A 24,755-nucleotide genomic window follows, 5' to 3' on the forward strand; every position below is an offset into this window, starting at 1 on the left:
TGATTAAATTAATCACCATTTTTAATCTCAACTAAAAAGAACAAGCCATCGCATTGTTTGTTTACTACCTTTTGTCCAAAAAAGATCCATTAAACGTCAATGAATTAAGACTTTTCGATTAAAAGCAAAAGTCAAATAAGCTGATTATTTATTGCTGATTTTCGACGAAGTCCATTCTTTATGACCTTCGAAGAAAGCTGCGCAGTAAAAAAACGCCATCCTTTATAGAATAAATACGCCAGTGTTTAATCGGAGAGACTTCGAGATGAATGCATTAGCCACGACATCCTCAGATCCTTCAGAAAAAGCAAAACTTATCCTTGTTTTTTCTTTGAATACGGCAGTTTTTTTCCCAATATTAATCATCCGAACGAAGACCAGTCGGACGAAGTTGTTTTGTATGAATAAAAAGTCAACCACCAGAAGGAAACGTATTACCAAAGGCATTTTATTGGCTGTTTTGGGAATTCTCTTATTGGCTGTTTTGATCCTTAGCCTTTTTGCAAACAGATGGATAGAACAAGAACTTAACGCACAAATCAAACAACAATCAAAAGGCAAATATTCGCTGACATTTAGCGACCTTTCAGTAAAAATCATCAGTCGCAGCATTCAACTGGAGGATTTGGTTATAACAAAAAACCACCAAGAAAAAAATCAGGAGGTTTTTAAAACCAAATCGATCGCCGCTAAGCGCATCAATGTATACCAACTTTTACGCAAGCGTATTCTTCATATCCATAAACTTGTAATTGATGCTCCTGTGTGGTCTGCATCTGCCGACGAGCTATTGCAGTCGCCATCAGGGAATCCCTTCGCATTCATGCGTCAACTGCAACCGATCTTCGATAAACAACTGACAGCCATCTCGATTGATCAGATTGATTTACAACACGCGGGATTCGTTGCACAACAAATTGGCAAAAAACAAACACCGCAAGCTCCCAAGCTTAATTTCAACGTAGGTATTGCCAATTTTTATACGGATTCAAAATGCTTAAATCGTCACAAAAACTTTTTTAATGCAGATGACATTTATCTAAGGATCGACGATTTTCAACATGAGCTAGCCGACAGCCTCCACCTCCTTTCGGTTAGTGAAATCCAATACTCCTTAAAAAATCAGGATATTCTGGGAAAACAAATCACGCTGGAACCTCAAGCAAATAGTAAAATTAATAAAACCCGGTATTTTGTAGATATTCCAGAAATCACCATTAAGTCGAAACGCTTAAGAGAAATGCTCCAAAGTGACAGCATTCATATTGATTCTCTCTTCTTAAAAGATGCAGCGATTCGAGTCATCCCTCAAGCAGATGCTCCTGAATTTAACTTTCGGAAGATAAAAGCATACGACCTCTATGAGCTCATTGAAGGAGATATTGGACAACTCCAGATCGACTACCTGGGCATGAACGCTCAAAACCTAAAGATTGAACGCAATGACGATCAGAAAAAAAGCCTCCAGGAATTTTTCGATTTGGATATCGAGCTTCATGACTTTCTGATGAATAACAACTCGTACAATGACATAGAACGAGTACTGTATGCCAAAAATGTCTTCTTGCAAATCGGGAACTACTACCTGCTCATGAATGATCAAATCCACCGGTTTGATGCCACCAATATTACTGCATCAAGCGAAAATAACTCCATTAGTGCCGATCATTTAAAGTTAAAGCCGAGTCAAAACCCAGCCACCCGCCAAACTGCAGTTGACTTGGACTGCGATAGTATTCGCCTTCAGGAAGTTGACCTAAAACGACTCTTTCACAACCGGGAAATGCCCCTTCAAGCCATTCAGGCTTTTGCTCCTAACCTAACGATTGATCAAGGAGATTTAAAGCGTAAGAAAAAACTTGAAACCAACAGTTTGCTCTATTATTTTATTCGCAACTACATCAAAGGAGTTTACGCCAATGTGGTTGAGTTTAACGAGGGGAAAGTGGTTGTTACTGCCGGTAAACCCGGAGAGCAAGCCGGACGTATTGCCTCCGACTTTTCGTTTCGCCTGACCGACTTTTCGCTTGATTCAATCAGCGCTGAAAGAACCGACAAGCTCTTTTTCGCCACCAACATCGACCTTGTATTCTCCAACTACGACATGAAACTGGTTGACGAAATCCACCGTCTAAAAGTAGATGAGTTAACTGTTTCGAGCTATAATAACCGGGCAAGTATCAAACATTTACATCTTTTCCCAGATACCCCTCGCAAAAATGCTCGGCTATTAAAAAAATACCACCGTTCACAAATTTATGACATTGAAATTCCCCAGTTGGTCCTTAGCAATACCAATATCCATCAGGCCTTTTTCCGAAAACAACTAGCCATCAATAATTTTTCGATTATTGAACCCAAGATTTACTTTGAAGTTTTCTCAAGACCCGAAAAACGAAGCAAAAGCAGCACCCCAAGGGAATTTTATGAATTACTCAGCAATTACATTGAACACATTTCAATCGGAAAAATAACGGCTCCGAACGGGCACTTAGAGATGGTCACTCATAGCAGAAAGGGAAAAACAACCTCCTTTAACAATACGTTTAGTGTTGAACTCGAGAACTTCGTCCTGAATGATGAAGAACTGGATAAAAAACGGCTTCTGTTTGCTGATGATTTTGAACTTCAAATTGACAATCAACTATTTCAACTGTCTGATGATGTCCATTATCTTCAAGCCAGCAATATGAAGATTTCATCAAAAGAGTCAGCAATAGCCATTCAAAATTCCATTCTCTACCCTGATATTACCAGTAAAATAAGGGGAGAACTACCAACTTATTTCCATGTCAATATTCCCGAGATAAAACTTCAGGGGGTTAATCTTGAAGAAGCCTATTTTGACAAAAAACTAACGGTTGACCATTTTTCTATTCAAGAACCAACCATCAACTTATACCGAACAAAAGGCCAACGGAAGCCTGTAAACCTGCAAAAAATTGCTTTTCCACTCCCCAAGGGAATGCAACGACTCAGCATCAATCACTTCCACTTAAACGACGGGCAATTCAAGCTATACAACACCAGGAAGATGCAGGAGACCGAAGTATTAAGTTCTTTGATTACGATGGAAGGACAAAACAACAGCTTAGTCAGCCAAGGATTAAAACAGCCTGCTACTTTTAAGTCAGATAATATTTCGACCACCCTAAGCCAACTGGAAGTCAATCCTGAGCAGAGCACAGTAATTTTCACAGCGGATCAGGTACACTTCTCCAGTCAAACCAAGGACCTATCAATTGACAACCTGCTCCTTTTTAATACTTCTCAGGCAAGCGAACAAAGCTTCCGTCAATTGAGAATCCCCAGGCTAAGCTTTAACGAATCTGTTCTACAGGAATTCATCAATAATAAATGCTTAAAATTTGAATCTATCCAAGTCGAAAAACCAACACTTACATTGCAAGCAAATCCTGATGAATCGAATAAGGTTAACCTATATCAGCTAAAAATACCCATCGCACTATCTCCCTTAATCAGCAAAATAGAAGCCAATAAGATAAGTGTCAACCAAGGACAATTTCAAACCATTCAGCCGAAGCAAACAGAAGTGATAAGCAATATCGACCTGGAACTTAACCAATTCGCAATAGACACCTCCTCTTCGGATCGACTATTGGGAGCCCAATCAGTTGATTTAAGACTTAAAAACTACGCTTTTTCAGATAAAAACAATTGGTATAATTTCCACTTAGGAGATATTCAGTTTAAAAACCACGAAAACCAATTAACAATATCCAATATTACCGTCACCCCTCGCTACAGCAAAACCCAGTTCCAAAAGATTATTCCCTTCCAATCCGACCACTATCGGGCAACAATTGACCAACTCAGGATTGATCAATTAGACTTAAAACGGTGGTATAACAGCAACGAATTTACCGCATCAGAAATTGAAGTCGCGGGAGGCTCGCTGGATATTTACCGAGACAAAAGAACAGCAGATAATCCACAAAAGCGAACGAAGCTTCCTCAAACCATCGTCAAGCAATTCGCTTTTCCTGTTTATTTCGACACCGTTCGCTTAAGCAACTACCAAATAACCTATGAAGAGCAAACTTCGGACCTACCAGATCCAGGCCTGGTTCATTTCTCCAAGCTTAACCTCAGAGCTTACCCGGTAACTAATCTCCCCTACTTATTGCCAAGTAAACCGACACTAACACTAAAAGGAGACGGCCTGCTCATGAACCAAGCCAACCTTAAAACAACCATGGTTTACGACATGCTATCAGCTGATGAGCAATTCCATGTATCGGGACAACTAAATCCCTTTCAACTAGATTTGCTAAATCCTGTCGTTGAGAATACTGCAGGAATTTCAGTACGATCCGGAGAACTTAACCGCTTTGACTTTGAGTTTGATGCAAACCAACTTAGTTCATCAGGGAAACTTCGCTTTGCCTACGACAACCTGCGTATTTCCATCCTTGAACATAAAAATGGAGACATCAAAGAGAACAAATTAGCCAGTTTTTTAGCCAATAGCTTAGTTTTAAAATCCAAGCATCCGCGGACCCGCATCTTACTTCCTTCTGAGATTCACTTCGAGCGTGATCCTCAAAAATCAGTGATCAATTATTGGTGGAAATCTGTTTTTAGTGGAGCAAAAAATACTTTTGGTATTAAAGAAAAAGAGGAATAAAAAACCAGTGCCACAAGTTTTTAGTTTTATGAAAAAAGACTATTTTTACCAGCCACTTGACTAAATAATTTTACCATAAACTTGCTTTTTGAGGACTATTCTCACATATCTCGCTTTAGTGATTTTGATGACAACAGAAGGGTTCGCCATCAACAGGTCAACAACTAAGCGAATTTTGGTAATCTATTCCTACGATGCGACTTTTCATGTTTATCAAAAATCAGAGAAAGCCCTACGCGATGTGTTCTCTCCCAAAGACTACCTGATAGACATCGAATTTCTAGACTCCAAGCGTTATCCCGAGCGACAATTGAACCAGAACGTTTACGATCGGATCCAGATTAAACAACATGGACAATCTCATTACGATCTGATTATTGCCTGCAATGACAATGCGCTGAATTTCTGCATTGCTCACCAGCAAGCGTTGTTTTTCCAAACTCCCATCATCTTTTGGGGAGCCAATGATTTGGAAGTTGCATTCGCCCAAGATCAAAATGAATGGATATCGGGTATTGCCGAGAATATTGCACTGGAAAACACCTTGGATCTAATTACACATCTCCACCCGGAAAACAGGACATTACAAGTCATTACCGACCAAACAACGACAGGAGTTGCCGACTATAAGGTTTTTAAACAGAAGATATCTGGATTTCCTAACTTCAACTACAAAATAACCGATGTAAGTAACCTAACGCTATCGGAGTTAACACAACAACTGAATCAGTTTCCAAAGCAAGATATCATCTTACTGTTATCTGCTTTTCGCCTAAAAAACACGTATCTGGGGCTTGATCAAATTATTGATTTGCTGACAAGAAACACGGACAACCCCATCTACAATGCTTACGACAAAGGAATTGGGAAGGGATATCTTGCAGGCACAGAGGTCAATTATTACGACAACATGTATGCTGCTTGCCTGATGGCCAAACAGGTACTCACTGGCACTTCGCCCAAGCATCTAAATGTGCTTATGAATGTTGCTCCGGAGAATGTAGCAGACTACAAGCAGTTGCAGAAATACAATATTGATTTAAGCCAAGTTCCTGAACGCGTAAAACTGGTCAATCAGCCACGCCGCGAAATTGCTATCGGACGTATGGACTTGATTAAAATTGTTGCTTTTGTTGCTTTCCTCTTCGTTCTTCTTTTCTTGGTTATATACCTGATTGAAGCCAAACGAAAGCGCGAAAAGCATTATCGCGTGTTTGCTGAAAACTATTTGAATATTTTTAATGAGAACCATTCCATGATGTTGCTAATTGATTCCCACACCCAGCAAATCACCGATGGCAACAAAGCGGCAGCTAAGTTTTATGGATACTCACAAGAAAAGTTGAAAAATTTGTTATTTAGCGATCTATGCCTACTTCCTCAAATTGATATTGATGCTTTTTTCACGCAATCACAGAAACAAAACAGCCATTTCGAGCAAAAACATCAAACACAGGAAGGCCATATTAAAGATGTTGAGCTTCACAGCGGAAAAATCATCATCGATAAGCAAAGCTATATCTACGCTATCATACACGATATTTCAAAGCGGATACAAGCCGAACATCAGCTGCTTGAAGCCAAGAAAAGAGCCGAAGAAAGCGACCGTTTAAAATCAGCATTCCTCGCCAATATGAGTCACGAAATTAGAACGCCTATGAATAGCATTCTTGGCTTCTCCTCTCTTTTAGAAGAGCAGGATATTGATCACCATATGCGCAAAGAATTTATTCGACACATTCAAAATAGCGGAGAACACCTGCTCACACTGATTAATGACATTATCGACCTGAGTAAGATCGAAGCCAACCAATTAAAAATCAGCAAGGGAAATTGCGATTTAAATCAGCTGCTTGACGACATTTTTGTCTTATTCCAGAACCAAATCAACAACAGCGAAAAGCAACACATAAGATTGTCACTAAAAAAAGGGATAACAACTCCAAACTTCATCGTAAAAACAGATGCTATTCGCTTAAAACAGATATTCATCAATCTGCTTAGCAATGCCTTGAAGTTTACCGACCAAGGAAGTATTGAGTTTGGCTATAAATATCGCGAAGACAGTGTTGTTCAGTTCTTTGTAAAAGATACCGGAATTGGTATTCCACAGAATAAACAAAAGGACATTTTTTCGGCCTTTCAGCAGATTGAGGAGTATGCTTCACGAAATCATGGAGGAACGGGCTTAGGCCTTTCCATTACCCGTTCTCTCGTTGAAAAGCTGGGCGGACACATTTGGGTCATGTCCACGCCAGGAGAAGGAGCCCGGTTCTATTTCACCCATCCGGGAGAAAGCAACCGGCTCGAACTATAATGAAAATTTAAGCTTCTTTCGTCGAAGTGATCCGACGAACACGATAGGGCTTTTTGTTTTGACCTTCATAGTAAGTTCTCATTAACATTTCAGCAACAATACCAATTGTAATCAACTGAATACCTCCCATGACCAGGATCATTCCCAAAATCAAAATAGGCTTGCCCCAAATGTCGTGGCCAAAAACTTTCAATATCAACAGGTAGAAATTAATCAGCACACCTAAGCCTAAGGTGACAATGCCAATTCCTCCAAAAAAGTGCATCGGACGCTGCATGTATTTTTTGAAGAAAACCATCAAAATCAAGTCACTGAAAACCCGAGTTGTCCGGCTTAAATTGTATTTTGATTTTCCGAACTCACGTGCCCGGTGATTAACATCAACCTGAGTCATGCGAGTTGAACCTTCCAACGCTAGCAAAGCAGGAATAAAACGATGTAGCTCGCCATAAATATGGATACTTTTAATGGCTTCTTTGGTAAACACTTTTAGCGTACATCCCAAATCTTTCATCCGAATTCCGGTAGCTTCTCGAATAAGATAGTTCGCAATTTTACTTGGAATCTTTCTCAAAAATGCTCCGTCTTGCCTGTTGGCTCTCACGCCTGCAACCATATCCCACTCCCCTTCTTTGGCCATCTTTATCATCATGGGGATATCTGCCGGGTCGTTCTGAAGATCGCCATCAATCAAAGCTACATATTCTCCGCTTGCAGCATCAATTCCAGCTTGTAAGGCTGAGCTTTGACCATAATTCTTCTTCAATTCCAACAAAAGGAAATGATCGTCATTAATTGCTCTTACTTCTTCACGAGTTCGATCTGTTGAACCATCGTCAACAAAAATAGCTTCATAATCAAAGTCTTTCAGAGCATTCTTTATTTGTTCACTAAGTGGCTTAATGTTCAACTCTTCATTGTAAACACAAATAACCAAACTTAATTGTTTCATGATTTTCTGTTTATGGCTGTTAAAGGATATCTTTGCGCAAAATTTTGTTATTTAGCGATGCGAAATTAAGAAAAACGCGGTAAGTAATCTAGTACAAACAATAAATATTATCAATTTCAGCTCATGTTCAAGCAATTAAATCAATCAAATTATTATCCATGGTTCATCTTCGGTATCGCCCTGTTTTTATACCTAGCCAATCTGGGAGGTAACAGCATTTATATTCTGGACGAAGCCAAAAATGCAACTTGCGCTGCAGAAATGCTTGAACGAGGCGACTGGGTCGTCCCCACTTTCAACCAAGAGCTAAGAACAGATAAACCTCCACTACATTACTTTTTTATGATGGTGAGCTATTCTGTTTTTGGAGTGACCCCCTTTGCAGCTCGCTTCTTCTCGGCAATTTTTGGAGCCTTGACGATCCTGATAAGCTTTTTGTTTGTTCGCCGTTTTCATTCTGAAAAAGCAGCGCTTTGGACCAGCTTTATTCTGCTTTCGTCCATTCATTTGAGTATTCAATTTCACCTGTCGGTTCCCGACCCCTACTTGATTTTCTTTTTCACCGCCAGCGTTTTTTCGTTTTATGCTGCAGTTAAAGAAAAGAAACTGATTTACTTGCTCGCGCTCTATCTTTCCGTAGGCTTGGGGACCTTGTCTAAAGGGCCTGTTGCCATCGGACTTCCCGGATTAATCTTTCTGCTTTTTCTGATCTTCAGCAAACGATTAAACTGGAAAGAGCTCAAACAACTTCACCCATTTTCCGGAGCTGTTTTAGTGTTGCTTATTGCCCTTCCCTGGTATATTTTGGTCCATTTAAAAACCAATGGACAATGGACTGATGGTTTCTTCTTTAAACACAATTTAGGGCGTTTCTCAAGTGAAATGGAAGGACACGGAGGTATCTTCCTACTGACAATCCTATTTGTTTTACTTGGCCTATTTCCTTTTGCTGTTTTCATCGTGCAAGCCTTAAAACATGCCTGGAAGAATCGCAAAAGTGATTTTATTTTACTCAACCTGGTTGCGGGATTAGCAATTGTGATCTTTTTCTCTATTTCGCGTACAAAACTCCCTAATTATACGGTGCCTGCCTATCCTTACTTTGCTGCACTTTTGGGCGTATGGCTATCACAGCTATCTTTTAAAACAGCGAAGCCAAAAGCCAGTATGATTACACTCCTCGTTGTGGGGCTAATCTTGGTTCCGGCACTTTATATCGGAATTACCTTTGATCCGGCGCTTGACCATTTGCGAAACCAGGCATTCTTCTTTTTGCCTATTCCGGTTGGGTTTATTCTAGCTTACTTTCTTTTCACTAAGAATCAGCTGCAAAAAGCACTTAGAGTGGCCGGAATAAGCTGCATGCTGGCAGCCATGAGCTTTGCTTTTATTGTATTTCCCAAAATTGATCAGGAAAACCCTGTTGCAAAAAGTCTCCATTTAGTGAAAGGCAAAGAAGTGCGGTACTACGGAAAGTTTAACCCTTCCTACTCGTTTTATCTGCAACACGAACTTGTTGAAGTTGAACCAAATTCCTTCTCTGAGTTTTTTGAGAACTATCCTGATGGGGTTATCATCTCTACAAAACGACGAATTGAAAAAGTCGATCTGCCCGCCAATTGCGAGATCTCCTTTTCAGCGAGAGATATTTTGGAAACACCTACAACCGTATTAATCACAAAGAAGTAAGCTTCGCTCAGATATCAAATTGCAACTTGCTTGTCTGGCTTTTCTTGCTAGACAATTGCCCGAATCTTTCTCTTTAGATTTAACTCAGAAGAACGGTTGTACTTATAATCATTCGATTGAGAAAAGAAGCTAGATTCCAATTATTGGCGCTTAAAACGAATCTTATAGATCGGTTGATCAAACCAAGAAAAACGCTGTAGCCGCAATACTCCATTCAGCAATAAAACAGCCAATATGGTGCAAAAAACGCCTACGATTGCCCCCACATACACATCCAAGAAGAAATGCTGTAGCAGATAAATACGCGTAAACCCGATAATCAGAGCCGCGAAAAAGAAAAAGATTCCTGCCGAACGTTTACCAACAAAAAAAGCAATTAAGCTCATTGCTGAAAAAATGGTCATTGTATGTCCAGACGGAAAACTGTAGTGATAATTCAATTCGGCATGATATAAAAAACGATGAAAATCGTCGTAATAGAAATAGTTAAACGGACGGGGACGATTAGAGAAGATTACCTTTTTACCCAAGTTTGTAAAAATACCTACCAAGCCCAAATTAATCAGGCCGGTCAGTCCGTAGCGAACTTTCCAAAATAACAAAAGAGCCATGAGCCCAGCCACAAAAGTTCCCAAACCCAAGTCGGTCAAGAAAGTAGCAATTGGATCCCAAGCCTCTCTGGAATACCGATTGATAAATAATACCACGTCGCCATGCTTTGTCGTCAAAAATACGACTATTCCAGCGACAGCAAATACCATCATTCCAACTAAAAAGCTTTTAAGTCCTCGGTTTCCGAATATTTTCTGAAAAGTCTCTTTTATTTCCATTGCCATATATAAGCCAATTTTAAAGATTGGTATTCCCAATCGCGTAAGCCAACGATATACTGTAACTGAATTGCATCCTTCTTTAATGAGCGCTCAAGAGACAAGGTATAAACCATCGGACAGTCCCGTTCATCTTTGTAGCCAGAATAACCGCTCACAGAATTTGTAATATTCCAGTCCGACTGATCCAATTCGATGCCCGCACCATACATGAATGCATCATTCTGAAGGTTCTCCATATCATTGGTCTGCCATGAGTAAAACCCGGATGATACAAAAGGACGCAACAACCAGTTGCCAGCAACCGATTTTAGTTCTTTTGAAAAAGTAATATCAAAAAAGTAGCCTGGACTATCAGCGTAACGAGCAGCATCTAAACGTCCTCCCGAAGCTGTTTTTCCAACCATCCGCAACAGCGTATTGGGAAATTTTCGCCCCTTTACCAGCTGAATCCAAGTTGCAAAATACAAATCGCCAATAGCAAGCCCCTCTCCATCCCGGTCGCGCGCAGCACGCTCGTCTCTAATTTGATCAGACATGGAATAGTGCTCGAGCATGACTCCATAAACGCTCACCGCAATCCGATCAGAAAAAGGATAATAAAACTGCCCGGCAATATTCTGCGTCTGGTCGCCAGTCCGGAAATGAAAGTCGGTACTAACTTTTAAACTTTTGCTTTGCTCCAGTACGCCGTTATTCATATCCGGAACAGGCAGCGCATTCGGCCCTAAATACCCCGGACTAATCGTAATATAACTTCGCCATCCTGGCATTCCCGGCTCCCAGCCATGCAGTTCATTCCACCAACCCCATTCCTGGGCATTGACACTGGTAACCGCTAAACAAAAACTAACTAAAAATAGAATTCGCTTCATCTGCTAAAACTCCGGGTTCTGACTATTTCTTTGATTCTTTCGCTCATTCGCGTTGTCACGACTTCAAATACAAACAAAGCCTCAACTCGCTATAAGAACGAGAGCGCAAAGATACACATCACAAAACAAAAGGCATAAAAAAACTCCCAACGGATTGGGAGCTTTTCTGATTATAAATTTAATTTCTTCTGTATACTTTTCGGAATCGCATCCTTGTGAACCATAACACTCATTGTTTTATACTTCACATAGGGCTTGGAGGCATAAAAGAAGCCGTCGTAATTATTGTAGTCGCCCCACGAGTTTTTCACCTTGTAATAGATGCTGCCATTTTGGTCTTTTGCTGTTCCTACAATCAACATTCCATGATCGTCTGTTGTCGTGTAGTTATCAAACGCCTCTTGGCGCATTTCCTGGGTAATTACTTTCTCAGCTCCTGGTTTCTCCAGTTTATACAGCTCATCATTCTTTTCTTTATCCGACAGTTCTTCCCATCGAGCAATTTCAGCATCGCTCATTTCCTGCTTATCTGCATCAGGGATAACAGCCACTCCTTTTTTAGAAGTGCTAAAACCTTTTTCGCTCACATCAGCAGCCCAAGCTACGGTGTATCCATTTTCAATTGAGTTGTCTACAATTGCTTCCATATCTTCCAATGGCACATTGTAAACTTGTCCCCACATCCAGTTATCAGGAACTTCAATAATAAATTTTGAATAAAACGGATGGTGTGTATAAGAGCTTATCTGAACATAGTCGTCCATATCTAATCCTACATAATCCGATGCAAAGCTCATTGGCGTGTAAGTCTGTCCTTTGTACTCAAATGTTTCTGGAATTTCACCCAAGTATGAATCCAATGTTCCTCGTAATGACTCACGCCATGCCGGACTCAATTTTTTATTTGGATTTTCGATCACTGCTTCTACTTGCTTCTTCAGTACCCGATCCATTTCCCCGTGCACGTGCTTTGTTTCGCCGTAATTCAAGCCTGTGTATGCTTCCTCAGGAACAATTCCATATCGTTTAATAATATTGGTTACATCATGAAAAGCACCCCCTGCTGAAAAATTGAGGTTTCCATGCAAGCGCACATACTTTGATGCTTTTTCATCATAGGTATGCCAAACGATAAACATTTCAGCCAAGTCAACCTCTGACTTTCCCTTACGTAACATTTCAGCTTCTAGAAAACCTAGTCCTGAAAATGACCAACAAGTACCCGAGCGATACTGATCTTTTACCGGGGTGTTCGGAATTTCCTTAATCGATGTAAAATGGTAGCCGTTCTTCGTCTCATCCTGTGCACTGACCATCCCTACGGAAAATGCGGCAACCGTTGCCAGCACCAGGTACTTCTTTAATTTATTCATAAGTAAATGTCAAATATCATCCATAAAAGCTGCCAAATATACTAAAATATTAAGGTAATGTTAAGTGAGATAGCTCACAATCCAATGTTAATAATCGTTAATTTTTGCGTATTGAAGATGACGTAAAGCAACCAATTTCGCTCATCCTCATCTGCTCAATTTACTAAATTAAAAAATGATCAATTATGTTTGGCCCGCTAATTACGACCTACAAACAACAATGATCCACCTTTTAACACTATATAATTATGAAGATAAGTAAATTGAATGGGCTATTCCTCCTTGCGCTTTTTACCCAAGCCTGTAGCTCTAGTAAAATGATCACTCCCTCGGGGGAATATTCTGGTGTAATTCCCTGTGCCGACTGCCTAGGAATTGACTATACCTTGAAATTGAATGGGGATTACACCTATGCCGAAAGCTTAGATTACCAGGAACGTGATAGTCCGACACTCAACAATACGGGAACCTATAAAGTAAAAAACGACACATTGATTTACTTAAAAAGTAAACCTGACAACTCTGCCATGCAACTATTTCGTTTAAAAAACGACCAACTCGTCATGCTTGATATCTATGGTAAGCCCATTCAGTCTAGTTTTGCGGATGCTTATATCCTACGAAAAGATTACCAAAACTGGGTGACCGAGCAAATTAACGGACAATGGGAACTTCAATCCATTAACCAAAAGGAAATTGATGCAGGAGCATCTTCACCAAACATTGAATTTATGTTGAAGGACAAAAATTTCAGGGGATTTGCTGGCTGTAACCGCATCAACGGGAAGGTAGAACAAGTTGGCAATACGCTGCAATTTGGAATGCCCATGTCCACCAAAATGGCCTGCCCTCAGCTAAAGCTTGAAAGTCAATTTTTACGCTTAATAACAAACCGTAGCTGGACATTTAGTGTCACAAAAGATCAACTGCAACTATCTGATGCCACGGGAACAATCACCTTTATTCGAGCAAACTAAAATAGAAGAAGGCTGAAATCTCAATTAGACTCAGCCTTCTTCTTGAATTAAGAAGAATATTAGGCAGTGAGCTTAGTTAATCATTCTTTCTCGAAGCGGATATTGCCAAAATAATAAATAATATCTTCTGAAGGAGTTACTCCTGGCTCTCCCCCAATATTTAGAATAATGACTCTATTATGTTTATCCAATGCTTCTGTCATATCAATTGTGACATCTGTCCATTTTTGTAGTTGATCATCCTCAATGGAAAACTTATCAAGTGCCCAGTACTGCTGTCCAAAGCTTGAATTCCCTCCAAAAGACCACATTCTATTCATAAAACGCGGCCAAAGACGTTGAAATGGCGCATAGGTACCGCTAAACACATCCTTAGATGGCGCATAAACTTTAAACTTCAAGTATCGATAATCTTCAATATTAAATTCATACTCTTTAGGTAGAGCAAAGACCAAGGAGGCACTTTTTGCCTTACAAGCAACCTTGTAAGCATTCTCAATTCCCTCCTCAACCGGAGAACCAGCATAAGGATAAGTTATATCAATATTAAAATTACTGGATTGTACATTCCCATCTAATAAAAATTGCTTATCTATTAACACGGAGGAAGCGCCTTGGATAACTTCAACAACACCTTGATTAATATAAGGTTTCAACATCTCATCTAAGCCCATCGAATTTGAGTAATAAGTCACTTTTTCAAGAATACCCGATTCTAATAAGTCAATCAGTGACTGAGCATTTGCTTCAGCCATTCCTCCTGTCTTTTTCATAAATGGACTATAAGAGCCTCCTCCAACAATGTCAACAACTCCATTACGATCATAAGTTAATTCTGGCAATGTAAATAAGTCTCCTCCCGTCAAATCCAGCTCCTTCAGATTCGGAAAATAAAAAATATCTTGCAAAGAATTAGCATGAATAGGAAACACCAACTTCTCGATTGCCGAAACTCCATCTGATGTAAAAGTCTCCACGCCGTTAGCAAGTAATACTTCTCGTTCAGCAACAGAGAATTCTGTGGAACCAGTCGGCATGTCTATCATTAACTCATCACTCAAAATAACTGTATCTAAAATAGCTTTTCCATTAACCAGAGGAACGATCTTATAGTCGACCTTTATTTTGGTGTCTTCCCCTGCGGCAACATTACCCACAAAAAATCGGGCATTCTCCCCTCGTTCACCTAGCCGAACAATGCCATCTTTATCTTCATACTCAAATGATAACCCATAATAATCTAATAAAACAGAAGACAGTCCATTTGGCCAGTCCACAACAGCAGCTGTTGGGGATTTCAAAATACGCGGAGTACTAACCTCCATTGACGCTAAAGCATCTGAAGTAAAAGGAATTAGTGCAATTTCCTGAGGAACAGACTTATTCCCATATTCATCAATCGTGTATACTTTAAAACGATAAAGTTTTCGCGATGTTAGTCCTGTTATATTCACGTAAGATACCAATGAATCAATAGTAACTACCTTATCATCATACTCCACAATTGTTTTCTGAGCCTTTCCCAAGTTTATTTGTTTAGAAGGAATACGTCCAGCCTTCATCAATTCAAGTTCAACACGCTCATAACCAACCAGTCCAATAATCGTATCAAAACGTGCTGGATATACGATCTCGCCTTCGTATTTCTCTTGGTATTCATACATATCAGTGCATGCAAAAAGAGAAACAGTTATAATTATTAATAATGCTATGTATTTCATAAGATAAAAAGCTTTAATCTAGTTTTTATTGAACTGCTTTTCGCCCATAAAGTGTAAGCTCTGACAAGCAGTTAGCATCTTCTCTTGTATAGTTTGAGGTAAACCCTTTCATCGCTCGATACCTAAACCACCGGGTAGGCTTTGTGTATTTAGGATCATCTGGATACATATAGGCCATATCTCCAGCTTCTCCCTTTTTAACAAACTCTAGCTCACTCAAGCCTTTAGGAACTGGAATTTGATGCTCGGAAATTATAGACCATTTTGCAGAGTCCTCATCCCAATAATACATTTCATAGACCCCCACATTCTCTGATCGGTAGTACTGGCCTCTATTTATATTGTCTAATCCACCAGAATGTCTTTGAACCGTCACAATTCTACTTAACTCATAATAATCACCTAAGTCTATGATAAAATTCCAAGGCATATTTCCATCATCTTCCTCTCCTGTACGCCCTCTTCCATGCGTATGCATAAAATTCAGGTTATCGCCTCGATCAATAATCCCATCAATAACATAGCGAAGTCGCCCTTCTAAACCGTCTCCAAAACATTGAGGGACTCCCCCTATTGAATCATTAGTTGCTGGAAGCACCCAACTATCTTTAGGAATCTCCATATCTTCGTATAGCGTCAATGTTCCCTTATCCATTGGCTCTGTGATATTTCCATAGATATCTTCAACACGCAATTTAACGGAAACGGGTTGCTCTGGCCCTAAATCAAGATTCTCGATAAAACGTCTCTCTTCTTTTAAATTTGAAGAAAATACTGAAGTTAGTTCCCTGTCAACACCATCCTCATTAAAACTAAAATCGACATAGATATTAATACTTTGCTCCAAGTCATTTTCCCAGTCAAGAAAGAAAGAACTAAATCCTGGTTTTACCTCAATAGATTCTGCTACTCGAGCGATCGCAGGCTTTAATGGCTTCACCATTATTTGTGCTGGCTCTGATCTATTTCCAGCACGATCAATCGCATATAAGTCAACTTGGTATTCTATTGTATCACCAAATCCATACACATCCAGTGAATCTTTATAATAGCTTGAAGAAAATGAAAAAGTTTTCCCATCGTTGTTCGTGTAAACAGCATCAATACTCAATAAATCTTCATCTCCGGGAATCTCATAAAAAAAACGAGCACCACCATACAAGGGTTTATAAGTAATTCCAATTGGTTGATTAGGAGGAACAGAATCTTCTGAGTCCCCGATGCGTCTTTCTTCCTCTTTACATGAGACAACAACACCAAGCAATGCAACAAAAAATATGATTGTAAATATTCTTATTGTCTTCATAAGTTGATTTAATTTAAATAGTTCAAAATACAGCGATTTACCATCCTGGATTTTGGATTAGCTTAGAATTAGTATTCATTTCATTCAAGTCAATAGGCCACAAACAATTGTTAATCGTAAACTGACGCGATTGTTTTGCCTCTAGAATAAAAAAGTCAGTTCCTGTTTCACCGGTATATGTCCATCCCCAAACAGGAGAAGAAAATTCGGCGGTTGCCTTACGATGCCTTAGCATATCCCAGAATCGGCTACCTTCAAAAGCTAGCTCAATACTTCTTTCCTGAAGAATTATATCTCTCATTCCTTCTTTGCTCTTGTGCTTATTGGCTGTTCGAACAATACTAGCATCAGACCAAACATCCTCAACCTTTGGAATACCAGCTCTTTCGCGAACTAAATTTATCGCATCATAAACCTCCTGATTTGGAGCATCATAGTACTCGTTCAGTGCTTCTGCCTTCATTAAGTACAAGTCAGCTAGTCGAATTATTGGATACGGGAACTTTATGGTACGCTGCCACGCACCTGATTTGGACTCTGGATGTACAAATTTTTTGATCGCAATTCCAGTCTCGAAAAAGTCTGTTGTATGCTGCGAAGAGTTATAACCGCCATCCTCTCCGGCGTACATCATTGTATTAATGCGCACACCATGAGTACGCCAATAACCTCCTGTGATTCCCAGGTTGGCATAAAAACGAGGCTCCCGGTTTAAATAAAGCTTAATGGTTTCAGCTCCAGGCTGCATAATACCTCTCATTTCAGCATATTCATCCTCTTCCACACCCGGTGTTTGAACAATTTCTAGCTTCGCATCATTCTCGAAGGTCAAATCTTCATCAATCGGCACCCCATTCTTGGTGTAGTAACGTTCTACCATACGGTAAGTAGCACTCATCCACTGCCATGAAAAAGATGCAGTATTTGTAGTCCCATCTCCATAACCTTCCGGAAGGCGCATATTCGTTGAATGAGCAAGCTCCCCCTGGCCATAAACATTGATATTTGAATATCCCCAGATAAGCTCTCGATTCCATGGATCTGTAATAACCATGCGCAGATCATATAGCTTTTTTAAGTGTTCTTTATTCTGCGAAAAATCCACCCGATCAAATAGATAGGGTTCCTTTTCGTATGAATATAAAGCAATACCATTTGCTTCGCATGCTTCTATTGCACTATCAATTGCATCAATGGCTTCTTTCCATTTCTCTTTATCATACTCTAAAGGGAAAAAAGCCTCTCCATCATAATCAACAAAATCCCCAAAATATTCGATATTGCCATTAAAAAAAGGACTCGCACGAAATAACAACACCCGTGCTTTAATCGCTTTGGCAATAACCTGATCGACTTGTCCATAGAGAATAGCAGGTGCTCTTTCTTTCAAATCAGGAATTGCCTCATTCATTAAGTTCAGAATGTAATCAAAACAATCTTCAACTTTTGATCGCTCCAAAAACAACTGGTCTGAAGTAGCATCTGCGGTAACCAATTCGTCAGAGATAACAATAGGACCATATCTTTGAACCAGAATAAAATTATAATAGGCTTTCAGGAATTTCACCTGGGCTTTCCAGTCTGCTTTCTCCTGTTCCGTCATATCCGGAACACGATCGATATTGGTTAAAAACACATTCGCCTGTCTAATCCCCTCATACAAAGGTTGTCCTCCTCCAGTTCCAGACCAACTTCCAAGTAACGGGTAATTCGCCGATTGTAGTCCTCTCATAATTCGCATTGCTCGCAGATGACCTGTATTTTCGCTGAGATCCAATCGACCAAGCCACTCATCTCCTAAAGTCCATGTTGTATTATGAGTTTCGTCATCCTCAGGCATGTAGCTATACACTTTTGCTAACGCATTCCAAGCTTCTTCCTTTTGCTTAAACAAATCTTCCAAGGTTAGAGTGTTATCAGGAACAACATCCAAGTAATCCGTACAAGCAGACAGTGTAAACAAAAAGCAAATGAGGCAAATAATTCTTTTATCTAATACTTTCATTTTCTCTAATTTTTGTATTAAAATGATAATTGCACACCCAAATTAAAACGCTGGTTGGGAGGATATCCTAAACCATTTCGTCCCATCTCTGGATCCCACAACTTGAATGGACTCAATACGAACAAGTTTTCTGCACTGAAATAAATTCGGCTGCTTTTTAAGCCAGCCTTATTAAACAAGTTCTTTGGGAGATTGTAGCCCATTTCAACTGTCTTCAAACGAAGGAAAGAACCATTTCGGAGCCACCATGAAGAAGTTTGAATATTATTTACCAATGGGGTTACTGACAGCCGAGGCCAGAACGCATGCACATCAGGATTCGTCTCACTCCAATGGTCTTTAGCAATTAGCGCCAATGCATTTCGTCGTCCTGCAAAAGGTGCAATTCCTCCATTTGTCGAAGGATTAATAAAAATTGAAACTCTTGAGTTCCCTTGAAAGAAAAAAGACAAATCAAATTCTTTGTATCCTGCAGAAAGACCAAATCCATACTGGATTTCTGGAACTGTCGGGAAACCCAAGGGCACCCGGTCATTACTGTTAACGATTCCATCTCCGTTAACATCTTTATATTTGATATCCCCTGCCATATAAGTACCAAAATCCTGTTTAGGAGAATTCTCTATCTCTACTTCATCTACAAACAACCGTTCGGCAATCAATCCCCACCATTGATTTGTGTGATGTCCTTTTCTTTTCAAATACTCGTCGGGATAATCCTTTTCATCTAATTCAACAAATTCATTGGTAGCGTAAGTAAAATTGGCTCTTCCAGTCAACCAAAAATCATTATTGAAAATATGCTGGTAGTCAATAGAACCTTCCATCCCATTTGACTTCACTTTGCCAACGTTTCCACTTATCTGAGCCTCAAGACCTGCTGTCGATGGAAAATTCTGGCGAGTCATGTATATTTGATCCCGATTATCCCAGAAAACATCCCATTGCACTTTCAGAGATTCGTTTAAAAAACCGAGCTCTACGCCTGCATTATATTTTGTAGATACTTCCCAGGTAATATCAGGATTAGCATAACGATTAATAGTATAACCAGCATAGCTATTCATAAACGTAGCCCCCCAACGATAGGCACCACCATACTTAGAAATATCAGACAAGTAAAAAAAGCGACCTGAGCGACCTGAAATTGCATCATTCCCCACTTTACCCCAAGTAAATTTCAATTTCATCGTATTAATAACCTTCTCCAAAGGCGACCAGAAAGACTCATTTGACACGAGCCAACCTCCCCCAAACGAGGGGAAAAAGCCGTACCGTTTGGATCCACTAAATTTTTCAGAGCCATTGTATCCGTAGGCAAACTCAAGAAAGTAACGACTATCATAGTCGTAAGTAGCACGTCCGGAATTCCCCATATTCTTTTCGGGAAGCGTCTCATATATTGAAGTGCTATTACCTCCGGTTAAAAGGTATTCTTCCATCATTCCCACACTCATTAAGCCAAAATTGTGCTTCCCGAATTGGCGTTCCCAATTCAATCTAGCCTCAAAATAATAGTGTCCACTAGCATCCCTTCCAGGATAAACATCTCCTAAGTAGGCTTGTCCTCCCGTCGGATTTAAAGCAAAAAGAGTATATTCTCCTGTCACCTGATTATAGGTTTCCAAATCATAGTAGAAAGGGCTATAAGAACGTGTACTCGAATACTTACTCCAGGTGTTTACTGATGCCTTTGCTTGCAACTTCAATCCTTTGGTTACAAACTCTAAATCTTGAGATAAAGTAGCCATAGCAGTAATCGAACTTTCATTCCGATCTTGGTAACCACGTACCATTTCGGCATATGGATTAGCCTTTAAAGCTCCAGCCACATAGGTATTGCCAAATAGAATATGATCGGCATACTCATGTTTAACATCGGGTTCATATACCGCAGGGAAATCTACGGGGTTAGAGTCCATTACCATTGCAAAAATAGAACTGGCAGACCTGTATGGTCCAGTATAACGCTCAAAGCGTCCTTGAATTCTCGTATCTAAAGTTGTGGTTGGCGTTAATTTAAAAACAACATTACTTCTCAACTGCACCCTATTGATATCAATGTTATTATTAAAATTATTCATATCAGCGACTTTCAATAAGCCTGTCTCATTCTCGTATCCACCCGACACATAATAGGTTGCCACTTGTCCCCCTCCCGAGACATTCATGTTCACCTTTTTATTCACTGTTGATTTTTCAAACAACTCATCGTACCAGTTTATATTCGGGAAAAGCATTGGGTTATCGCCATCCAGCGTAGATTGGATTTTTTGCTGGCTATAGTAGGCCCCCAGAATAGGGTCTCGTGATATCCTTGCCTGATTATATAAATTCATATAATCAACACCATCCAACAACTCATTCATTTTGGTGGGCCTGGCTAAATGCATATCAACTCTTACATTGACTTTTGCTGGCCCTTTCCTTCCCGATTTTGTAACAACCAATATTATCCCATTTGCACCTCGTGCTCCATAGAGTACCGTTGCAGATGCATCCTTTAGAATTGAAAAGCTTTCAATGTTATCCGGTTCCAAACGAGCAAGATCATTTGCATTGGCCTCAAATCCATCAATCAAGATTAGCGGAGAGGTTTTATAGCCAAAGGTGGTCACTCCTCGAACAAAAAACTGGGCATTATCCTGCCCCGGCTCACCGGTTGATTGATAGGAAATTATCCCAGGAATCTTTCCAGCCAAGGCGCTTGTTAGATTCGACGCGGGTTGTTTCAACTCAGATGGTTTTACTGTTTCTATAGAAGCGATTACACTTTCCTTCTTTTGTGTTCCAAAGGCAACAACCTGTATCTCTTCAAGCTCTGTATCATCATCATACAATACAACTTCAAATATATTCCGCTCATCAACAACCCTCTCCTCTGGATTTTTTCCTATAAAAGAAAATAGGAGTGTATCTCCTACTGCTGCTTGCAATGTAAATTCACCATTGCCATCAGACACAGTTCCACTTGTTGTTCCTTTGACTACAATAGAGACACCAGGCAATCCCAGTCCAACATCGTCTTTAACCAAGCCAGAAATATTCTTTTTACCTTGATCAACGAGTTCAATCCCTACTCTTTTTACAATCTTTTCTTCCGAGAAAATGATCACCTGCCGATCAGAAATATGATACGCCAGGTCTGTACCATTCAATAACTGAGTCAGGATATTATCAATGCTTGATTGATTTGCCTTTATATTAACTCTTCTGCTTAAATCAACCTGATTGTCGTTATAAAAAATAATAAACTCACTTTGATTTTGGATTTCTTCAAAAACTTCTCTGATTGTACTTTGTTCCAGCCGAAAAGATAGAGTCGTACTCTGCGAATAGGTCTCATTCGCTAATACAACACTGATTCCCATAAAAAGAAGAAATACAGTAAGTTTCATAACTCTTAAGAAATGTGCACAACAATCCTTCCAATGGAAAAAATGTGCACAAGTGCCACTTTTTTTCATAAATTTGGTCATCTTTTAGTTTTATTAATATCGCCTGATGCGATGTTACACTTATTTGAAGCCTGTGGATGTTGCACCATCTGCAGGCTTATTTCATTGTAGGTTTAGTAGATAATGATCTGTTCACCCTCCTTTCTGTAATTAAATTTGGTTGTCTTTTTTATTAGGTTTAGTACTTCTTCAATTGAATTTTTCAGCTCAACGCCTCCTGTAAATGTTTCTTTCATCAACGCCCTATCCTTCAGCTGTATGTCAACGTTGTAATATCGCGACAACTTCTTTAAAATTCCTCCTAACTGTTCGCTACGAAAAGAATAATATCCTTCAACCCAAGACATATAATCCTCTGGATTTACCTTCTTCGTTTCAACAGCTTTCTCTTTTAAATTAAGAATAGCCATATCGCCGGGTAACATTTCTTGAGTTTTGGTCGCAAATAAACCGTTTGGATTATAGTCCAGCCGAATGCTCCCCTCTTTCAAAACAGCACTCGAAAACTTATCATCCGAATAGACACTAATATTGAAGACAGTGCCCGTAACTTCTACGTCAAAGCTCCCTGATTTAACAATAAAAGGCTTAGTCAAGTCTTTTTGAACCTTAAAAACCCCCTCGCCATCAATGTAAACTTCTCTTTTCTTAGATCTAAAGCTGGCGGGGTATATCAATTTGGAACCAGAATTAAGCCAAACCATTGAGCCATCAGATAAAGTAAGCTGTGCTCTCTTTCCGTAGGGGACTACAACTGTATTAAAGCTAGGCTTTACCTGTTTCAATTCTTGCTTAATTTCTTGTTGATTTGTTCCAATTTCAATCTTTTCTCCTTGACTATGATACTGAATATGAGAAACCTTTTCTCTGATATGTACTTCTCGCCCTTCGCTCAAGACTAAACGAGTCGTTGAATCATTTTCAAAATCAGGTAATGATTGTGCATATTCGGTGAGCTGATACTCTAGTTTTAGCTGATGATAAAATAATAATCCAGCAAGAATTGCGACAAAAATGGATGCCGCAGCTAGTAAGTGGAATTTCCTCTTAAAAAAAGATTTACGCTGAATCGATGCTCTAATTTCAGATTTTATTTGGATTTTCTCTTGCTCTGTTAAGTGATATTTGGATTCACTTAAAAAACTTAAAATATCATTTGATATTCTGTATTCATCGGTATCAGAAGCAAAAGCTCTTGCGATATCTTCTTTCGAAACTCCCTCTTTCTTTAGAATGTCTTCAGTTTTCTGTCTCACAATAATTCTTTAATACTTTCTATTAGAATAAAGAAAGCATTGCAAGTAACATAGACAGTTTTGAAGAACTTTCTTTTAAATCAAGATGCTATTTCCGAAACTCATCGACTTATAATAAACTATTAATAAGGCCGTTGTAGCCATGTTTTTTTTAGACATTTTTTTTCGCAATGACTTCAATGCTCTATAAATATTTGTTCTCGCTGACTCAACGGATATATTTAATAGGGAGGCTATTTCTGAATACGACAAATTCTGCTCAAACTTCATTGCCAGAGCTCTTTGTTGTTGCTTTGTAAGTTGTTTTAGAGCCTGTTCTAAAATATGAAGGTTCTCTTTCTCACTCTCATATCCAATTATTTTCTTTTCACTATCTGAAACTTGCAAATCAAGTCTTACTTCAACTTCTTCATCCAAAGAAACAAATTGATTTTTTGAAATTTCTTTATGAAGCTTTCGCCGAAGAGATCGAAACAAATAGAATTTTATAGAGTCTGTATCTGACAAACTCTTACGATAACGGTACAGATCAATAAAAAGGTCTTGAATACAGTCTTTCACAATCTCCTTATCAGTACAAAACTGAATTCCAAAACTGAATAAAACATCAACATATTGGTCATACAAATCGAAAAAAGCCCTATCATTCCCTTCTCGAAAATTTTTCCACAACTTACCTTCATTTTGATCGGAACTCCGCATATAGATTAGGGGGATATCGTCAATACAAAACACTTCCTCTCAAATGTAGAACTATTTTTTAAAAAAAATAAACGATATATCATTCTTCCAAGTTATGTTTTAAGCATTCAAAACCGCATGCAAATAACGAAACAACTTACGCTTAGGACTGGCTAATCAGAATATAAAATTAGGAAATGAATAATTTTCAACAGGTCTATTCATACAATTTTGTCATGCTTAATTTTTGTATTACAAACTTCAATATGATGGTTGTTTAAGAATATCAGGCAAAATTATCGGCATGAATGAAGCAAGAGCATAGCAAACCTGTAATAATGAACTTGCAACAAAAAAGTGGACATTGAGTTAAGCTACGCTGCCAATTTTTGTTTATTTATTAATTCAGCAAATTCCACTGGCGACAAATAATTTAAAGCAGAATGGGTTCTCTGGGTATTGTACCAAGTTTCTATATATTCAAAAACAGAAACTCTCGCTTGCTTTTTTGTGGCATACTTGTTTCTGTAGATCCATTCTGTTTTTAAGGTCTTGAAAAAGCTTTCAGCAACGGCATTGTCCCAACAATCTCCTTTTCTGCTCATGCTTTGTGTTACAAATGGATTTGACGCCAGCAGCTCTTTAAACTCGGTACAGGCGTATTGTA

15 protein-coding genes are annotated in these 24,755 nt (G+C 39.2%); 4 read left to right on the forward strand and 11 right to left on the reverse strand.

From position 1 onward, the window contains the following. The first annotated feature begins 400 nt into the window (after positions 1-400). Both BM156_RS14855 and BM156_RS14860 read left to right on the forward strand, forming a co-directional pair. A complete protein-coding gene (locus tag BM156_RS14855; RefSeq protein WP_139218298.1) occupies positions 401-4,648 on the forward strand; it encodes an AsmA family protein in 4,248 nt (1,415 codons plus the stop codon). A 127-nt stretch (positions 4,649-4,775) separates the two neighbouring features. Beyond that, positions 4,776-6,965: an ABC transporter substrate binding protein gene (locus BM156_RS14860; RefSeq protein WP_093920682.1), complete on the forward strand. Its 2,190-nt coding sequence runs from the start codon at positions 4,776-4,778 to the stop codon at positions 6,963-6,965. 7 nt (positions 6,966-6,972) lie between these two features. Here the strand turns inward: BM156_RS14860 and BM156_RS14865 are convergent, their stop codons facing one another. Beyond that, the gene (locus tag BM156_RS14865) at positions 6,973-7,917 is read right to left on the reverse strand and encodes a glycosyltransferase family 2 protein (RefSeq protein WP_093920683.1); all 945 of its coding nucleotides are present in this window, start codon (positions 7,915-7,917) and stop codon (positions 6,973-6,975) included. A gap of 123 nt (positions 7,918-8,040) precedes the next feature. Between BM156_RS14865 and BM156_RS14870 the strand changes: the two genes are divergently transcribed. Continuing rightward, on the forward strand, positions 8,041-9,606 hold the full coding sequence (locus tag BM156_RS14870; RefSeq protein ID WP_093920684.1) for an ArnT family glycosyltransferase: 1,566 nt from the start codon (positions 8,041-8,043) through the stop codon (positions 9,604-9,606). A gap of 140 nt (positions 9,607-9,746) precedes the next feature. Here the strand turns inward: BM156_RS14870 and BM156_RS14875 are convergent, their stop codons facing one another. From BM156_RS14875 to BM156_RS14885, 3 genes are all read right to left on the reverse strand, one after another. Next, entirely contained in the window at positions 9,747-10,442 is a 696-nt protein-coding gene (locus tag BM156_RS14875; RefSeq protein WP_093920685.1) for a phosphatase PAP2 family protein, read from the reverse strand. Continuing rightward, positions 10,427-11,311, reverse strand: a complete 885-nt coding sequence (locus tag BM156_RS14880) for a hypothetical protein (RefSeq protein ID WP_093920686.1) — start codon at positions 11,309-11,311, stop codon at positions 10,427-10,429. Before BM156_RS14880 ends, BM156_RS14875 begins: the two co-directional genes overlap by 16 nt. 170 nt (positions 11,312-11,481) lie before the next feature. After that, positions 11,482-12,684 (reverse strand): C1 family peptidase, encoded by a 1,203-nt coding sequence (locus BM156_RS14885; protein ID WP_093920687.1) that lies wholly within the window; start codon positions 12,682-12,684, stop codon positions 11,482-11,484. 248 nt (positions 12,685-12,932) lie between these two features. Between BM156_RS14885 and BM156_RS14890 the strand changes: the two genes are divergently transcribed. Beyond that, complete coding sequence (locus BM156_RS14890) at positions 12,933-13,661, forward strand: META domain-containing protein (protein WP_093920688.1); 729 nt, start codon at positions 12,933-12,935, stop codon at positions 13,659-13,661. An 80-nt stretch (positions 13,662-13,741) separates the two neighbouring features. Here the strand turns inward: BM156_RS14890 and BM156_RS14895 are convergent, their stop codons facing one another. From BM156_RS14895 to BM156_RS14925, 7 genes are all read right to left on the reverse strand, one after another. Beyond that, entirely contained in the window at positions 13,742-15,382 is a 1,641-nt protein-coding gene (locus tag BM156_RS14895; RefSeq protein ID WP_212733523.1) for a DUF4998 domain-containing protein, read from the reverse strand. A gap of 25 nt (positions 15,383-15,407) precedes the next feature. Further along, positions 15,408-16,688 carry a DUF4959 domain-containing protein gene (locus BM156_RS14900; protein WP_093920690.1) on the reverse strand — a complete coding sequence of 427 codons (1,281 nt, stop codon included), beginning with the start codon at positions 16,686-16,688 and terminating at the stop codon, positions 15,408-15,410. A 37-nt stretch (positions 16,689-16,725) separates the two neighbouring features. Continuing rightward, entirely contained in the window at positions 16,726-18,693 is a 1,968-nt protein-coding gene (locus tag BM156_RS14905) for a RagB/SusD family nutrient uptake outer membrane protein (RefSeq protein WP_093920691.1), read from the reverse strand. Between the two features lie 17 nt (positions 18,694-18,710). Then, on the reverse strand, positions 18,711-22,091 hold the full coding sequence (locus tag BM156_RS14910) for a TonB-dependent receptor (protein WP_170846969.1): 3,381 nt from the start codon (positions 22,089-22,091) through the stop codon (positions 18,711-18,713). A gap of 173 nt (positions 22,092-22,264) precedes the next feature. Continuing rightward, positions 22,265-23,407 (reverse strand): FecR family protein, encoded by a 1,143-nt coding sequence (locus BM156_RS14915; protein ID WP_093920693.1) that lies wholly within the window; start codon positions 23,405-23,407, stop codon positions 22,265-22,267. Between the two features lie 75 nt (positions 23,408-23,482). Then, positions 23,483-24,079 (reverse strand): RNA polymerase sigma factor, encoded by a 597-nt coding sequence (locus BM156_RS14920; RefSeq protein WP_170846970.1) that lies wholly within the window; start codon positions 24,077-24,079, stop codon positions 23,483-23,485. 383 nt (positions 24,080-24,462) lie between these two features. Next, positions 24,463-24,755: integrase core domain-containing protein (locus tag BM156_RS14925; RefSeq protein ID WP_139218300.1), on the reverse strand; the 293-nt coding region annotated here is incomplete at its 5' end.

Origin of the sequence: Sunxiuqinia elliptica, assembly GCF_900113005.1 — a bacterium.
Lineage (GTDB): Bacteria > Bacteroidota > Bacteroidia > Bacteroidales > Prolixibacteraceae > Sunxiuqinia > Sunxiuqinia elliptica.